Source organism: Microbacterium sp. KUDC0406 (assembly GCF_021582875.1).
Classification (GTDB): Bacteria; Actinomycetota; Actinomycetes; order Actinomycetales; family Microbacteriaceae; genus Microbacterium.
On sequence record NZ_CP091138.1, the window covers coordinates 1,087,660 to 1,100,651 of the forward strand.

15 protein-coding genes and 2 pseudogenes are annotated in these 12,992 nt (G+C 67.1%); 6 read left to right on the forward strand and 11 right to left on the reverse strand.

Translation table 11 applies throughout. The annotated features are described in order from the left end of the window. Window positions 1-79: 79 nt before the first annotated feature. Complete coding sequence (locus L2X99_RS05530; protein ID WP_236126903.1) at window positions 80-484, reverse strand: TA system VapC family ribonuclease toxin; 405 nt, start codon at window positions 482-484, stop codon at window positions 80-82. A 20-nt stretch (window positions 485-504) separates the two neighbouring features. Then, a complete protein-coding gene (locus tag L2X99_RS05535) occupies window positions 505-651 on the reverse strand; it encodes a hypothetical protein (protein WP_236124655.1) in 147 nt (48 codons plus the stop codon). A 293-nt stretch (window positions 652-944) separates the two neighbouring features. On the opposite strand from L2X99_RS05535, the gene L2X99_RS05540 reads away from it, so the two are divergent. From L2X99_RS05540 to L2X99_RS05550, 3 genes are all read left to right on the forward strand, one after another. Then, a complete protein-coding gene (locus tag L2X99_RS05540) occupies window positions 945-1,184 on the forward strand; it encodes a hypothetical protein (protein ID WP_236124654.1) in 240 nt (79 codons plus the stop codon). Between the two features lie 251 nt (window positions 1,185-1,435). Then, on the forward strand, window positions 1,436-2,800 hold the full coding sequence (gene aspS, locus L2X99_RS05545) for an aspartate--tRNA(Asn) ligase (RefSeq protein WP_236135732.1): 1,365 nt from the start codon (window positions 1,436-1,438) through the stop codon (window positions 2,798-2,800). A gap of 24 nt (window positions 2,801-2,824) precedes the next feature. Beyond that, the gene (locus tag L2X99_RS05550) at window positions 2,825-2,968 is read left to right on the forward strand and encodes a hypothetical protein (protein WP_236124653.1); all 144 of its coding nucleotides are present in this window, start codon (window positions 2,825-2,827) and stop codon (window positions 2,966-2,968) included. Between the two features lie 46 nt (window positions 2,969-3,014). Here the strand turns inward: L2X99_RS05550 and L2X99_RS05555 are convergent, their stop codons facing one another. The 8 genes and pseudogenes from L2X99_RS05555 to L2X99_RS05590 all read right to left on the reverse strand — a co-directional run bounded on the left by L2X99_RS05555 (window position 3,015) and on the right by L2X99_RS05590 (window position 9,143). Next, window positions 3,015-3,470 (reverse strand): NUDIX domain-containing protein, encoded by a 456-nt coding sequence (locus L2X99_RS05555; RefSeq protein ID WP_236135733.1) that lies wholly within the window; start codon window positions 3,468-3,470, stop codon window positions 3,015-3,017. Window positions 3,471-3,497: 27 nt separating this feature from the next. Beyond that, complete coding sequence (locus L2X99_RS05560) at window positions 3,498-4,151, reverse strand: GNAT family N-acetyltransferase (RefSeq protein ID WP_236124651.1); 654 nt, start codon at window positions 4,149-4,151, stop codon at window positions 3,498-3,500. A gap of 117 nt (window positions 4,152-4,268) precedes the next feature. Continuing rightward, window positions 4,269-4,421 (reverse strand): hypothetical protein, encoded by a 153-nt coding sequence (locus L2X99_RS05565; protein ID WP_236124650.1) that lies wholly within the window; start codon window positions 4,419-4,421, stop codon window positions 4,269-4,271. 116 nt (window positions 4,422-4,537) lie between these two features. Then, entirely contained in the window at window positions 4,538-5,062 is a 525-nt protein-coding gene (locus L2X99_RS05570) for a class I SAM-dependent methyltransferase (RefSeq protein ID WP_236124649.1), read from the reverse strand. 9 nt (window positions 5,063-5,071) lie between these two features. Continuing rightward, on the reverse strand, window positions 5,072-5,884 hold the full coding sequence (locus tag L2X99_RS05575) for a TrmH family RNA methyltransferase (protein WP_236124648.1): 813 nt from the start codon (window positions 5,882-5,884) through the stop codon (window positions 5,072-5,074). A gap of 4 nt (window positions 5,885-5,888) precedes the next feature. Continuing rightward, window positions 5,889-8,235 (reverse strand): annotated as a pseudogene (locus L2X99_RS05580) (ATP-binding cassette domain-containing protein). A gap of 16 nt (window positions 8,236-8,251) precedes the next feature. After that, window positions 8,252-8,662: a VOC family protein gene (locus L2X99_RS05585; RefSeq protein WP_236126901.1), complete on the reverse strand. Its 411-nt coding sequence runs from the start codon at window positions 8,660-8,662 to the stop codon at window positions 8,252-8,254. 10 nt (window positions 8,663-8,672) lie between these two features. Continuing rightward, a complete protein-coding gene (locus L2X99_RS05590; protein WP_442923516.1) occupies window positions 8,673-9,143 on the reverse strand; it encodes a helix-turn-helix transcriptional regulator in 471 nt (156 codons plus the stop codon). A gap of 90 nt (window positions 9,144-9,233) precedes the next feature. Here L2X99_RS05590 and L2X99_RS05595 point away from each other — a divergent pair, with 90 nt between their 5' ends. Then, on the forward strand, window positions 9,234-9,824 hold the full coding sequence (locus L2X99_RS05595; RefSeq protein WP_236124646.1) for an HdeD family acid-resistance protein: 591 nt from the start codon (window positions 9,234-9,236) through the stop codon (window positions 9,822-9,824). A 66-nt stretch (window positions 9,825-9,890) separates the two neighbouring features. Here L2X99_RS05595 and L2X99_RS05600 read toward each other — a convergent pair whose 3' ends face one another. After that, the gene (locus L2X99_RS05600; RefSeq protein ID WP_236135734.1) at window positions 9,891-10,655 is read right to left on the reverse strand and encodes an SDR family oxidoreductase; all 765 of its coding nucleotides are present in this window, start codon (window positions 10,653-10,655) and stop codon (window positions 9,891-9,893) included. Between the two features lie 605 nt (window positions 10,656-11,260). On the opposite strand from L2X99_RS05600, the pseudogene L2X99_RS05610 reads away from it, so the two are divergent. Both L2X99_RS05610 and L2X99_RS05615 read left to right on the forward strand, forming a co-directional pair. Continuing rightward, window positions 11,261-12,165, forward strand: a pseudogene (locus L2X99_RS05610) (SPFH domain-containing protein). A gap of 83 nt (window positions 12,166-12,248) precedes the next feature. Next, window positions 12,249-12,935 carry a glycerophosphodiester phosphodiesterase family protein gene (locus tag L2X99_RS05615; RefSeq protein WP_329608136.1) on the forward strand — a complete coding sequence of 229 codons (687 nt, stop codon included), beginning with the start codon at window positions 12,249-12,251 and terminating at the stop codon, window positions 12,933-12,935. Window positions 12,936-12,992: the final 57 nt, after the last annotated feature.

A 12,992-nucleotide genomic window follows, 5' to 3' on the forward strand; every position in this document is an offset into this window, starting at 1 on the left:
CGCCGGCCACATCATCCGGGGAGCGGGCTGCTCTTCTTAATCTGACATAATGTGCATTATCGGCGAAGCCAGGGGCCCATCAGCTCCACAGCTCGACGAACGATCGTTCCTGCGGGCGCAGGGATCGTTGGATGCCGGAATCGAAGGTTGCCAAGACGGCGTTGTTCGCTGCAGCGACGTTCACCAGATGCAGATCAGTGACCTGTCGATGACCGCGCAAGACACCGCCAGCAACAACCCACGTCGTCGGCGATACGTCACCCGAGATCCAAGACCATCCCTCGGCGCGACGGAGCGCGCGAACCTGCTCCAGCGCTTGCACGGCGGGCACCGGTCGCCCGATCACCGACTCGGTCATCATTAGCCGCAGCAGACCGATCTCGGTGATCGATGTTGTGCTCCAGGACTCCGTGGACGCGAAGCGCTCGTGTGCGAGGTCATGATGGACGTGATCTGTCCAGGTCAGCGCCAGAAGCACGTTCACGTCGAGCAACCGTCGAATCGTCACCAGTCGTCCAGATGCTCAGCGACCAGTTCATCGGTGATGACGTGCCCTGGTGATCCGGCCATCACTGGGATCCCGTTCCGCATCCTCGGGGCGGCCTCGTTGAAGTGCTCCAGGCCGAACTCGGCCATCTCGTTCAGCTCCATCTCAACGGATGACCCGTGTCTGATGGCACGCCTTTCGAGCGCCTTCAACAGTGCCGGAGCAATGAGCCTCTCCAGACCGCTCTCCGCTTCATACGGAACGAGACGCGCAATGGGCCTGCCGTGGTCGGTGACGGTGATCTGCTCTCCCCGCGGACGGCGACGAGATGCCGGCTGAGGCCATCTCGCAACTCGCGGACTCCGACGTTCATTTCTCCTCCAAATGTGGCGCTTTATGCAATTGTAGCCACAACCTGTGGGATGCATGACGACACCTGCCCGATACCGTTGACGACGTGACGCAGTCAGAATCCCCCGTTGAACTCCAGACGACGAATGCGGATGCCTGGTCGGACCTCTCCGGCGACTATGAGCGCGCCCGCGGCCGGGAGGACTCGCTCGACAGACTCGTCGAGTGGCCCGCGCAGCGCGCGATGCTCGGCGACGTCAGCGGATGTTCCATCCTCGACCTCGGCTGCGGCAACGGCGGAAAGATCGCCGAATTGGTGCGCGACGGAGCTGTCGGCGGCGACTGAGCCACAGCTGTCCGAGGACGACGCCCGCCGCTTCCCGCATAAGAAGTCCTGGATGGACAAGCACCTCGGCATCCTGGTCTTCCGGCTCCGCCCCGTCACCGCGGCGGGTTGACGCGTTTTCCGAGTGGCGCACCTTTTCGACTAGTCTCAGTCCCAGCCACAGCGAGGACTGACAACCCTCAGCTCTGCAGGAGCAGCTGCGCTCGCGCGTCCGGCGTCACCGACGAGAGGCCGGCGATACGTCGGCGAAGGTGTGGTGGCACAGCGATCTAGCCCCCGCCCGCACCTCCAGGGCTTCCACATCCTGGAGGAAACATGAGATCGCCCGCACCACCACGCACCCTCGCCGCAGAGCTCACCCGCGCCGAACCCGGCTCCGAGGTTCGACTGCAGGGCCATGTGCACCGCAGACGGGAACTCGCGACTGTCAGCTTCCTGATCATCCGCGATCGCTCCGGTCTCGCGCAGGTCGTCCTACGCCCCGAAGAGATCGATGCGACCGAGCTGCCCCGGAGGAGACGATCGTCGACATCGTCGGGATCGTCACCGCGAACCCGCACGCCCCGGGCGGCGTGGAGCTGACCACGCCCGTCGTATCGCTGCTCGGCGAGCCCGCCGCGACTCCCCCGGTCGAGCTCTGGCGTCCGGAGTTGACAGCCGGTCTGCCGACGCTGTTGGACAACGCCGCAGTGAGCTGGCGTCACCCGGCTCAGCGGGCCAAGTGGGAGATCGCCGCGGCAAGCCTGCAGGGCTTCCGCGCCACGCTCGACGCCGCAGGCTTCACAGAGATCCAGACGCCCAAGCTCGTGGCATCCGCCACCGAATCGGGAGCCAACGTCTTCCCCGTCGACTACTTCGGACGCCCGGCGTTCCTTGCGCAGAGCCCGCAGTTCTACAAGCAGCAGCTCGTCGGCGTCTTCGAGCGCGTCTACGAGGTCGGACCGGTGTTCCGCGCCGAGCCGCACGACACGGTCCGGCACCTGTCGGAGTACGTCTCGCTGGACGTCGAGTTCGGCTTCATCCACGACCATCACGACGTGCTCGCCATGCTCCGCACCGTCCTGGCCGGGATGATTGAGGCGATCCAGACCCGTGCCGCCGACGCCGTCGCCCTGCTGAAGCTCCGGATGCCCGTGATCCCCGACGAGATCCCTACGATCCACTTCTCCGAGGCGCTGCAGCGCGTCGGCGCTCCCGCAGACGAGCCGGACCTCGCGCCGGAGCACGAGCGGATGCTGGGCGACTGGGCCATGCAGGAATTCGGCAGCGACGTGCTCGCGGTCGAGGGCTATCCGATGCGGAAGCGCCCGTTCTACACGCATCCGCAGCCCGACGACGCCCGATGGAGCAACAGCTTCGACCTCATCTTCCGCGGGCTCGAGCTCGTGACCGGAGGGCAGCGCCTGCACCGGTACGGCGACTACATCGAAGCGCTCACCGCGCGCGGTGAGTCGCCCGCGGCATACGAGGAGTACCTGCAGGCGTTCGCGCACGGGATGCCGCCGCACGGCGGTTTCGCGATCGGGTTGGAGCGCTGGGTCGGCCGCCTGCTCGAGGCGCCCAACATCCGGGAGGTCACGCTCTTCCCGCGGGATGTGCACCGTCTGACGCCGTGAGGTCGGGGCTGGGCTGGGGATCGGATGCCGGTTCTCAGCCCAGTCCCCGCTCCCCTGGTCTCCGCGGAACTGCGCGTCACCTACGTCAGCGGATCCTGCGGCAGTGTCGTGATGGAACGCGCATCCGCGCAGTGGATCATGAACGAGTACTCCGAAGAGGACTGCTGAGTAGGACTGCTGAGCATAACGCGACGCTGCCTCTCGGCCCGGCTGCTCACACGCCCGCGCCGAGCCCGGCGGATCCACTCGCTCGCTGCGGCCGGGTAGAGCGGAACGGCGAGCTCGGTGTCGTCGAGCGGACGCCAGACGACCGGAACCACCGACCCGTCGGACTCCGTGAGCGTTCCGCCTTCAGCAGGCGGCTCGGGATACAGTCGTCCGCTGTACAGCGCGACGATCTCGTGCCCGAGCTCTCCGTCCAGCCGAAAGATATTTTCGACCATTCCCAAAAGAAGAGATCGCGGATCTCGGCACCGAGCTCCTCATCGACCTCGCGGATGACCGCTTCGCGGTGAGTCTCGCCCAGTTCGACGCTTCCGCCGACGAAACGGTCGTAACCCTCGGGGTTCTCCTTCGACGACGCGTTCCTGCTCACGAGATGTCGAGTGCCGTCGGCGTTCGGGGCGACGAGCATGGCCTTCACACGGATGTAGGAGCGATCGATCGACATACCCTCATCATTCCGTGTCCGTGGCGCTCAGGACTCCTGCCGATCCAAGCCGATGAACGAACGGAACGCCTCGACCCCGGTCACCACGATCGGCTCCCCGCGCACGAGGTCCTCGGGCGCCAGCACCAGCCGCTGGTTGACGGCGGACTCGCCACGACGGTTGAGACGCTGCCGGCCGTCCGGTCGGTAGCCCACTTTGCGGCTCACAGCGAGGGATGCCGGATTGTCTGCGAAGGCCGCCGAGGTGATCTCCTCGGCATCCAGGTGGTCGAAGACGAACGCGCAGATCGCCTGCCGCATCCGTGTGCCGATACCGCGGTCGTGGTGCGCGAGACCCAGCCAGGACCCGGTCTCGCCGGTGCGCGTCACCAGGTAGTCGTGCGTCGTGAACCCCTGAGTGCCGACGATCTCGCCCTCGTACTCGACGGCGAGATCGAGCGCCCAGGCATTCGTCGACCATCTCGTGCGTGTCCCCCAGTGATACTGCACGAAATTCGTCGGCAGTCTGTCCGGCGACGCATCCGTCCACGGGTAGGAGAACGGCATCCGGTTCGGATCGTGCACGCCGGCTGCGGCCACGTCGATCAAGGTCGGCAGCACATCATCGGTGATCGGTCGCAGTACGAGGGGCCCGGCCTCGATCCGTAGTCCGAACGGCGGGAACGCGTCTCTCAGATCCATGCCGACCACTCTGCCGTATCCGTGCCGTCTATTGCGCGCGGTACTCGGCCCGCGCGATCCGCCACCTACGCAGCCCGGCGGTTGATCGCGTCGACGCGGGCACGGAGCCCGTACCGGTCACGGCACCCGCGCTATCGCCAGCAGGTGCGCGCTCTGATCGCGGATGCCAGGTTCAGCGGATGCCGCGCGAGCGATGAGCATGGCGGCGTCCTGCACGTCCTGATCCGGATCGCGCACCACCTCGAGGAACAGGCCTGCGGGACCTTCCACGCCGACGACGTCGAAGACGTCAAGTCCTGCCGCCTCGACCTCGGACTGCAGCTCCTCGGCGGTGTGGAAGTGACCGGCGGGGAAGCGCAGCCCCGAGACCGGCGTGCCGTCGGCGATCAGAGCGCCCCACTCCCCGGGATCGGCGACGGAACGTCCCGAGCCAGAGAGGCGGCGCCGAACGCGACATATCGCGACAGTCCGGCCGCGAGAACCATCCCGCCGGAGCGCACGACTCGGGCCGCCTCACGGATCGCGGTGAGCCGATCCTCGAGGGATGCCAAGTGGTACAGCGGCCCGAGCATCAGCGCCGCATCGAACGAGGCGTCCGCGTACGGCAGTTCGCGCGCATCCCCGATACGCGCGCTCACACCGGCCTCGAGCGCGCTCTCGACGTGGCGCGGAACGGGCTCGACCAGCTCGACAACGTATCCGACGCTCTGCAGGGCCGCGGCGTGCACGCCCGAGCCGCCGCCGATGTCGAGCACGCGGCCTGTCGGCACGTGTTCGCGGATGAGCTCCTGCGTGCGACGGAACTCCAGCGGTCCCTGCGCCGAGCGCGTTGTCAGCCGCACGCTCTCATCGAAGACATCGCCGTAGTAGGTCTGGATCCGCGCGTCGATGTCACTCTGAGAAGGCGTCATGAACGGATGCTAGCGAGTCGCACGCTGGCGCGCGGCCTCGTAGAGCATGAGCGTCGCCGCGTTCGAGGCGTTCAGCGAGCTCGCCGATCCTCGCATCGGCACGCGGACGGTGACATCCGCTGCTTCGCGCCAGCCGCGCGACAGACCGACCGTCTCGTTGCCGATCAGCACCAGGGTGGGCTGCGTGAAGTCGTAGTCCCAGACATCGACCTCGCCGTGCTCGTCGGTCGCGACGACAGACACCGGAACACCCCCGGCACGGACGTCGGCGATCCAGTCCAGCACCGGCCCCTGCGACGCCGCCCGCACCGCCGGCGTCGCGAAGAGCGATCCCGTAGACGAGCGCACCGACTTCGGGTCGTACGGGTCGGCGGCGTGCCCCGACACCACGAGTCCGTGTCCGCCGAAAGCATCGAGCGAACGCAGGATCGCGCCGACGTTCCCGGGCTGCGTCGGCCGGTCGAAGACCATCCCGAGGAAGTCAGCGGGCGTCGGGATGCGAGAGAAGTCATCCTCCGGCATCCGCACGATCGCGATGGCCTCGGCCTCGCCGTCCTCCTTGCCGGAGAGCTCCGCGAGCAGCTCGGGGCTCATCGCGATGCCCTCGGACGCCTGCGCGACGACGTCCTTCGCCCAGGGCGACAGCTTCCGCTGCCCGTCGAACACCGCGGTCTCGATCGTCCAGCCATGCGCGATGGCCTGATTGATCGGGCGCACGCCCTGCACGATGAAGCGTCCATCGCGCAGCCGGCGGTTGCGGTTGTGCAGCAGCGCCTCGATGAGCTGGAAGCGCGCGTTCCTGGTGGAGATCTTCAGTGTCACCCGCTCAGGATCCCACGTACTGGGCGAGGTGCTCGCCGGTCAGCGTCGACCTGTCCGCGATCAGCTGCGCAGGAGTGCCCTCGAACACGACCTTCCCGCCGTCGTGCCCGGCTCCCGGCCCCAGATCGATGATCCAGTCGGCGTGCGCCATCACCGCTTGGTGATGCTCGATGACGATGACGGTCTTGCCCGAGTCGACCAGCCGGTCCAGCAGGCCGAGCAGGTTGTCGACATCTGCGAGGTGCAGACCGGTCGTGGGCTCGTCGAGCACGTAGACGTCACCTGCCTCCGCCATCTGGATCGCGAGCTTGAGCCGCTGACGCTCGCCACCCGACAGCGTGGACAGCGGCTGACCGAGTGTGAGGTACCCGAGGCCGACGTCAGCCATCCGGTCCAGCATCTTGACGACCGCGGGATCTTGGCCTCTCCCCCGGCGAAGAACCCCTGCGCCTCGCGCACCGGCATCTCGAAGACCTCGACGATGTCCTTGCCTGCGAGCCTGTACTCCAGCACGGCGGGCTGGAACCGCTTGCCGCCGCAGTCCTCGCACGGCGTCTCCACTGTGTCCATGAAGCCCAGCTGCGTCACGATGACACCTGACCCCTTGCACGACGGGCAGGCGCCCTCGCTGTTCGCGCTGAACAGTGCCGGCTTCACGCCGTTCGCCTTCGCGAACGCCTTGCGGATCGGCTCGAGCATTCCGGTGTAGGTGGCGGGATTGCTGCGCCGGGATCCCTTGATCGCCGTCTGATCGATCGACACGACGCCCTCGCGCCCCGCCACCGAGCCGTGGATCAGGGAACTCTTGCCCGACCCGGCGACGCCGGTCACGACTGTGAGCACCCCGAGTGGGATGTCCACGTCCACTTCCTGCAGGTTGTTCTCGTCAGCGCCACGCACCTCCATGACGGCATCCGCCTCGCGCACGCTGTCCTTCACGGATGCCCGGTCGTCGAGATGCCGGCCGGTGAGAGTGTCGCTGGCGCGAAGTCCCTCGACGGTCCCCTCGAAGCTGATCTCGCCGCCCGCCCTGCCCGCGCCAGGTCCGAGATCGACGACATGATCGGCGATCGCGATGGTCTCCGGCTTGTGTTCGACGACCAGCACCGTGTTGCCCTTGTCGCGCAGCTTCAGCAGCAGTCCGTTCATGCGCTGGATGTCGTGCGGGTGCAGGCCGATCGTCGGCTCGTCGAACACGTACGTCACGTCGGTGAGCGAGGATCCGAGGTGCCGGAGCATCTTGATCCGCTGCGCCTCTCCCCGCTCAGCGTGCCCGAGGGGCGGTCCAGGCTCAGATAGCCCAGGCCGAGCATCACGAACGCATCGAGATTGGCGCTCAGCGCCGTCAGCAGCGGGCCGGCACCGGGCTTGTCGAGGCCGCGCACCCACTCCGCCAGGTCGGTGATCTGCATCCGGCAGGCGTCGGCGATGCTGACGCCGTCGATCTTCGACGAGCGGGCCCCCTCGGTCAGCCGTGTGCCGTCGCACTCGGGACAGATCGTGAACACCGCGGCCCGCTCGACGAAGCGGCGGATGTGCGGCTGCAGAGCGTCGAGATCCTTCGAGAGCATCGCCTTCGTGATCTTCGGTATCAGCCCCTCATAGGTGATGTTGATCCCGTTCACCTTCACCTTGGTGATCTCGCCGTAGAGGAAGTTGTGCCGCTGCTTCTCGGTGAACGACGAGATCGGCTTGTCGGCCGGATAGAACCCCGACCCGGAGAACTGCTTGACCATCCAGCCGTCTGCCGTGTACCCGGGCACCAGGATGGCGCCGCCGTCGAGCGAGCGGCTCTCGTCGACGACCTGAGTGAGGTCGACGTCCGAAACCGTGCCTCGTCCCTCGCAGCGCGGGCACATGCCGCCCAGATAGATGGCGTCCTTGACGATCTTCTTCTCACCCTTGGGCCCGGTCATCACGCCGCTGGCCTTCTGGGTCGGGGTGTTGAACGAGAACGCCGTGGGGCCGCCGATGTACGGCTCGCCGAGCTTCGAGAACAGGATGCGCAGCATGGCATTCGCGTCGGTCACCGTGCCGACGGTCGAGCGCGGGTTCGCGCCGAGTCGTTCCTGATCGACGAGGATCGCCGTGGTCAGCCCCTCCAGCACATCGACGTCGGGTCGCGGGATCGAGGGCATGAAGCCCTGCACGAACGCGCTGTAGGTCTCGTCGATCATACGTCGCGACTCCGCGGCGATGGTGTCGAAGACGAGAGAACTCTTCCCCGAGCCCGAGACGCCGGTGAAGACGGTGAGCCTCCGCTTGGGGAGGACGACGCTGACGTCCTTCAGATTGTTCTCACGGGCCCCCTCGACACGGATGCTGTCGTGGGCGTCGGCGATGCTCGTCATCGTCGTCCTCTCCGGCTCAGGCTGCCTGCTGCAGACGCACCATATTGCCCGCGGGGTCGCGGAACGCGCAATCGCGGATTCCGTAGGGCTGGTCGATCGGCTCCTGCACCACGTCGGCGCCCTTGGCCTCGATCGCGGCGAAAGCCTCGTCGAGATCGGTCGTGGCCAGCACGATCCCGCCGAAGCTGCCCTTGGCCATGAGCTCGAGGATCGTGGTGCGCTCGTCATCGTTGATGCCGGGGTCGACCGCCGGCGGAGTCAGCACGATCGCCGTGTCGGGCTGACCGACCGGTCCGACCGTGATCCATCTCATCTGCTGATAGCCGATGTCCTTGCGCACCTCGAAGCCGAGAATGTCCCGGTAGAAGGCGAGGGATGCCTCGGCATCGGTGTGCGGCAGGAAGCTGGCGTTGATCGTGATCTCCATGTCTTCGAAACTACGCATCGCCGCCGCCATCCGCTTCTCGATTCCTGATCGGCCGGATCGCCTGCTTCTCGACCCAGGACGGGATGCCGGGGCCGAGACCCGGATCCTCCCGGTACGCACTGGGCGGTCTGCCGACGAGCTCTGAGAAGCGGGTGCTGAAGGTGCCGAGCGAGGAGAACCCGACCTCGAAGCACACGTCGGTGACAGACAGGTCGCCGCGGCGCAGCAGTGCCATGGCGCGCTCGATGCGCCGTGTCATGAGATAGGAGTACGGCGATTCCCCGAAGGCCTGTTTGAAGCGCCTGCTGAGGTGCCCTGCGGACATGTGGGCTCCCCTGGCCAGCGCCTCCACGTCGAGCGGCCGTGCGTACTCCCGGTCGATCCGGTCGCGCACCCCGCGCAGGATGGCCAGTTCGCGGAGTCGCTGGTCGTCGGCGGAGGTCACATTCCGATCGTGGCATGCAGCGCCGACACGCGCCATAACCCTGCGTGACGCGCCTTCCACGATTTGGAAACCGCACCCGCTACGCTGGACACATGCCTCACAGGAGGTTCCCAGAAAGGAAACATCATGTCTGATGCTCTGTCGGAAGCGAAGGGCTTCGTCAAGTCCGTCCGGGTCTTCCTCGCCGTCTCTGGCGCGATCGCGCTCATCGCCGGCCTCATCCTGCTGATCTGGCCGGGGAAGTCGGCCGTGATCGTCACCGCGATCATCGCGGCCTACCTGATCGTCGCCGGTCTCGTCTACATCGCGCTCGGCATCTTCTCCAAGGAGAAGGGCGGCTGGTCCCGTGTCGGCCACATCGTGCTGGGCCTGATCTACATCGTCGCCGGTGTGATCGCCTTCACCAACCTCGCCGCCGCCGCCGCGACGCTCGCGTTCGTGGTCGCGATCCTGATCGGTGTCAGCTGGATCATCGACGGCATCGTCTCGCTCAGCCTGCTGGGCAAGTCCGGGTCGAAGGTCTGGACCATCATCTACTCGATCCTCAGCATCGTCGCCGGAATCGTGGTGCTCTTCTCGCCGCTGTACGCCGCCGTCGTGCTGTGGTGGATCCTGGGCATCGCCCTGGTCGTCCTCGGCATCGTGCAGATCGTCCGTGCGATCACGCTCGGCAAGGACGCCAAGGACATCGAGGACACGCTCAAGAGCGAGGTCTGATCCGTCCTTCATACGCAGGTGGCCCCGTCCGTTCGGACGGGGCCACCTGCGTATGCGGATGAGGGATCACTCGGCGACGAACCCCGACGTGTCGCCCACCAGACGGGTGTTGTCCGCCGGGACCGGATCGACGGCGGCCTGCGCGACCTCGGCGGCGAACTCCGAGACGTTGTAGAGCTTGCCGGCCGACTCACGGCGCTCCGAGATCGCCCCCGGGTTCATGCGCTCCAGGAGGGTCGCGGTGATGGTGCCCTCGATCATGTCGCCGGAGACGACCGTGAACCCCACGCCCGCCTCGGCCAGGCCGGGGATGAGTTCGCGCAGCGCATCCTCGCCGGCGCGCTTGGACTTCGCGACCGGCTCGTACTCCGGCATGGTCGGCGTCGTGCGGATGAAGTGCGCCTGATGGCTGGTCACGAAGACCACCCGCGCCCCTTCGCCCAGCAGCGGTCGTGCCTGCTCCAGCACGTCGACCTGGGCGTCACGGTTGAGCTTCAGCGCGTAGTCCTCGGCCATGCCGGACTCCATGCCGCCGGAGGCGTTCAGCACCAGGATGTCGAGGCGGCCGAACTCGCTCTCGACCTTCGCGAACATCTCACCGACGGATGCCGGATCGGTGAGGTCCGCAGCGACCACGAGAGCCCTGCGGCCCAGCGCGCGCAGCTCGGTCGCGAGCTTCTCGGCGCGGGGCGCCTTGTTGCGGTAGTTGATCACCACATCGGCCCCCGCCTGCGCGAAATAGCGGACGGTGTCGGCTCCGATGCCCCGCGACGAGCCGGTGACGAGAGCCACCTTGCCGTCGAGGGAGCCAGCGGGAAGAACGTCGGTCACTGGTACTCCTTGAAATGCTCTGTCTCGCCGCGACCGCGACGATCTCACCCTACATCGGAGGGGCCCGCCGACCCCGCCGGCACCGTGATAGGTTCGCACCAACAGGAAGGGCGACCATGATCGAGATGTTCGAGCAGTGGGCGTGGATCGGCTGGCTGGTGCTGATCGCGGTGTTCCTCGTCATCGAGATGCTGTCCCTCGACTTCACCTTCCTCATGCTCGCCTTCGGCGGCGCCGTCGGCCTCATCACCGACCTGATCGGCATGCCGATCTGGCTCCAGGTGATCATCGCCGGCATCGCCGCGGCCCTGTTCATCCTCTTCCTGCGCCCACCACTGCTGCATCGGCTCAGGCGCGGTGAGGATCCGACCAAATCGAACGTCGATGCCCTGATCGGCCTGCACGGAACTGCGCTTGCCGACATCACCCGCGTCAGCGGCGAGGCGAAGCTCGGCAACGGCGACACCTGGACGGCACGCAGCGCGACCGACGCCCCGATCCCCGGGGCGGGCGCATCGAGGTCGTCGAGATCACCGGGGCGACGGCCGTCGTCCGTCCCCTCAGCGAATAGGAGAACCGTGGACGATTCGTTCATCCCCACCGCGATCGGATGGATCCTGGCGATCGCGGTCATCATCTTCGTGGTGGTGACCGTCGCCCGGGCGATCCGCATCATCCCGCAGGCGACCGCCGGCGTCGTCGAAAGACTGGGCCGCTATCACAAGACCCTCTCCCCGGACTGAACATCCTGGTGCCCTTCATCGATCGGCTGCGCCCGCTCATCGACATGCGCGAGCAGGTCGTGTCGTTCCCACCGCAGCCCGTGATCACCGAGGACAACCTCGTCGTGTCCATCGACACCGTCGTCTACTTCCAGGTCACGGACGCCCGGGCCGCGACGTACGAGATCGCCAACTACCTCGGTGCCGTGGAGCAGCTCACCACCACCACGCTGCGCAACGTGGTCGGCGGGCTGAACCTCGAAGAGGCCCTGACCAGCCGCGACGAGATCAACGGCCAGCTGCGCGTGGTCCTCGACGAGGCCACCGGCAAATGGGGCATCCGAGTCGGTCGTGTCGAACTGAAGGCCATCGACCCGCCCGTCTCCATTCAGGACTCGATGGAGAAGCAGATGCGCGCGGAGCGCGACCGGCGCGCCGCCATCCTCACCGCCGAGGGGTCCAAGCAGTCGCAGATCCTCGAGGCGGAGGGTCAGCGCCAGGCCGCGATCCTGAAGGCGGAGGGCGACAAGCAGGCAGCCGTGCTGCGAGCCCAGGGCGAGGCGGAGGCGATCAACAACGTCTTCACCGCCATCCACCAGGGCCAGCCCGACGACAAGCTGCTCGCGTACCAGTATCTGCAGATGCTGCCGAAGGTGAGCGAGAGCCCCTCCAGCAAGCTCTGGATCATCCCGAGCGAGCTGACGGAGGCGCTGAAGAACTTCGGCACGGCGTTCACTCCGCGCCCCGGGGAGGGCCCGTCGACGCCGCCGACGCGACCCGGCGCGTGACGCACCCCTACTTCGCCGGTACACGGTCTCCCCGCGTCCTCGCCCACCGTGGTCTCGCGATCCCGGAGGGTGAGGACACGGCTGTGTGGGAGAACTCCGCAGGCGCCTTCGCTCAGGCGGTGACGGCCGGCGCCTCATACATCGAGACCGACTGCCAGGTGACCGCCGACGGCGACGTCGTGCTGTTCCACGACGACACACTGCAGCGCCTCACCGGCGATGACCGCGCGGTGTCCACCGTGCGCACCGCCGAGCTGCGTGACGTCTTCGCTGAGCACGGCGGTCTCCTGACGGTGGACGAAGCCCTCGATGCCTTCCCCGAGACCCGTTTCAACATCGACGTCAAGACGGATGCGGCGGCCGGGCCCATCGGCGCCCTCATCGCACCGCACACCCGGCGCGTGCTGATCACCAGCTTCTCGGACTCCCGCCGACGCCGGGCTCTGGAGTCGACTCGGCAGGCGGGCGCGATGGAGCGCCCCGCCACTTCCGGCGGGCGGGCCTCGATCGTCGCGCTGCGCGCGCTGTCCGCCCTGCGCGTCTCCCCGGGCGCGGCCCTGCGCGAGGTCGACGCGGTGCAGATCCCCATCGCTCAGGGCTCGTTCCGCGTGCTCACTCCCGCACTCCTCCGCGCTGCGCACAGACACGGCGTGGAGGTGCATGTCTGGACGGTCAACGACCCCGCCCAGATGCGCGAACTCGTCGATCTCGGTGTGGACGGCATCATCAGCGATCATGCCGACATCGCGCTGCGCACCATCGGTTTCTGAGCGAGCGAAGCGAGACGAGGGCACCTTCCTGAGCCCTCCGCGATCGAATCTGCCGCA

Coding starts and splice junctions, on each gene's coding strand:
- L2X99_RS05535 (WP_236124655.1), bottom strand. CDS start 651: ATGGAGCTGAACGAGATGGCCGAGTTCGGCCTGGAGCACTTCAACGAG.
- L2X99_RS05550 (WP_236124653.1), top strand. CDS start 2,825: ATGCCGGTTCTCAGCCCAGTCCCCGCTCCCCTGGTCTCCGCGGAACTG.
- L2X99_RS05555 (WP_236135733.1), bottom strand. CDS start 3,470: ATGTCGATCGATCGCTCCTACATCCGTGTGAAGGCCATGCTCGTCGCC.
- L2X99_RS05560 (WP_236124651.1), bottom strand. CDS start 4,151: ATGGATCTGAGAGACGCGTTCCCGCCGTTCGGACTACGGATCGAGGCC.
- L2X99_RS05570 (WP_236124649.1), bottom strand. CDS start 5,062: ATGACGCCTTCTCAGAGTGACATCGACGCGCGGATCCAGACCTACTAC.
- L2X99_RS05585 (WP_236126901.1), bottom strand. CDS start 8,662: ATGGAGATCACGATCAACGCCAGCTTCCTGCCGCACACCGATGCCGAG.
- L2X99_RS05590 (WP_442923516.1), bottom strand. CDS start 9,143: ATGGCGCGTGTCGGCGCTGCATGCCACGATCGGAATGTGACCTCCGCC.
- L2X99_RS05595 (WP_236124646.1), top strand. CDS start 9,234: ATGTCTGATGCTCTGTCGGAAGCGAAGGGCTTCGTCAAGTCCGTCCGG.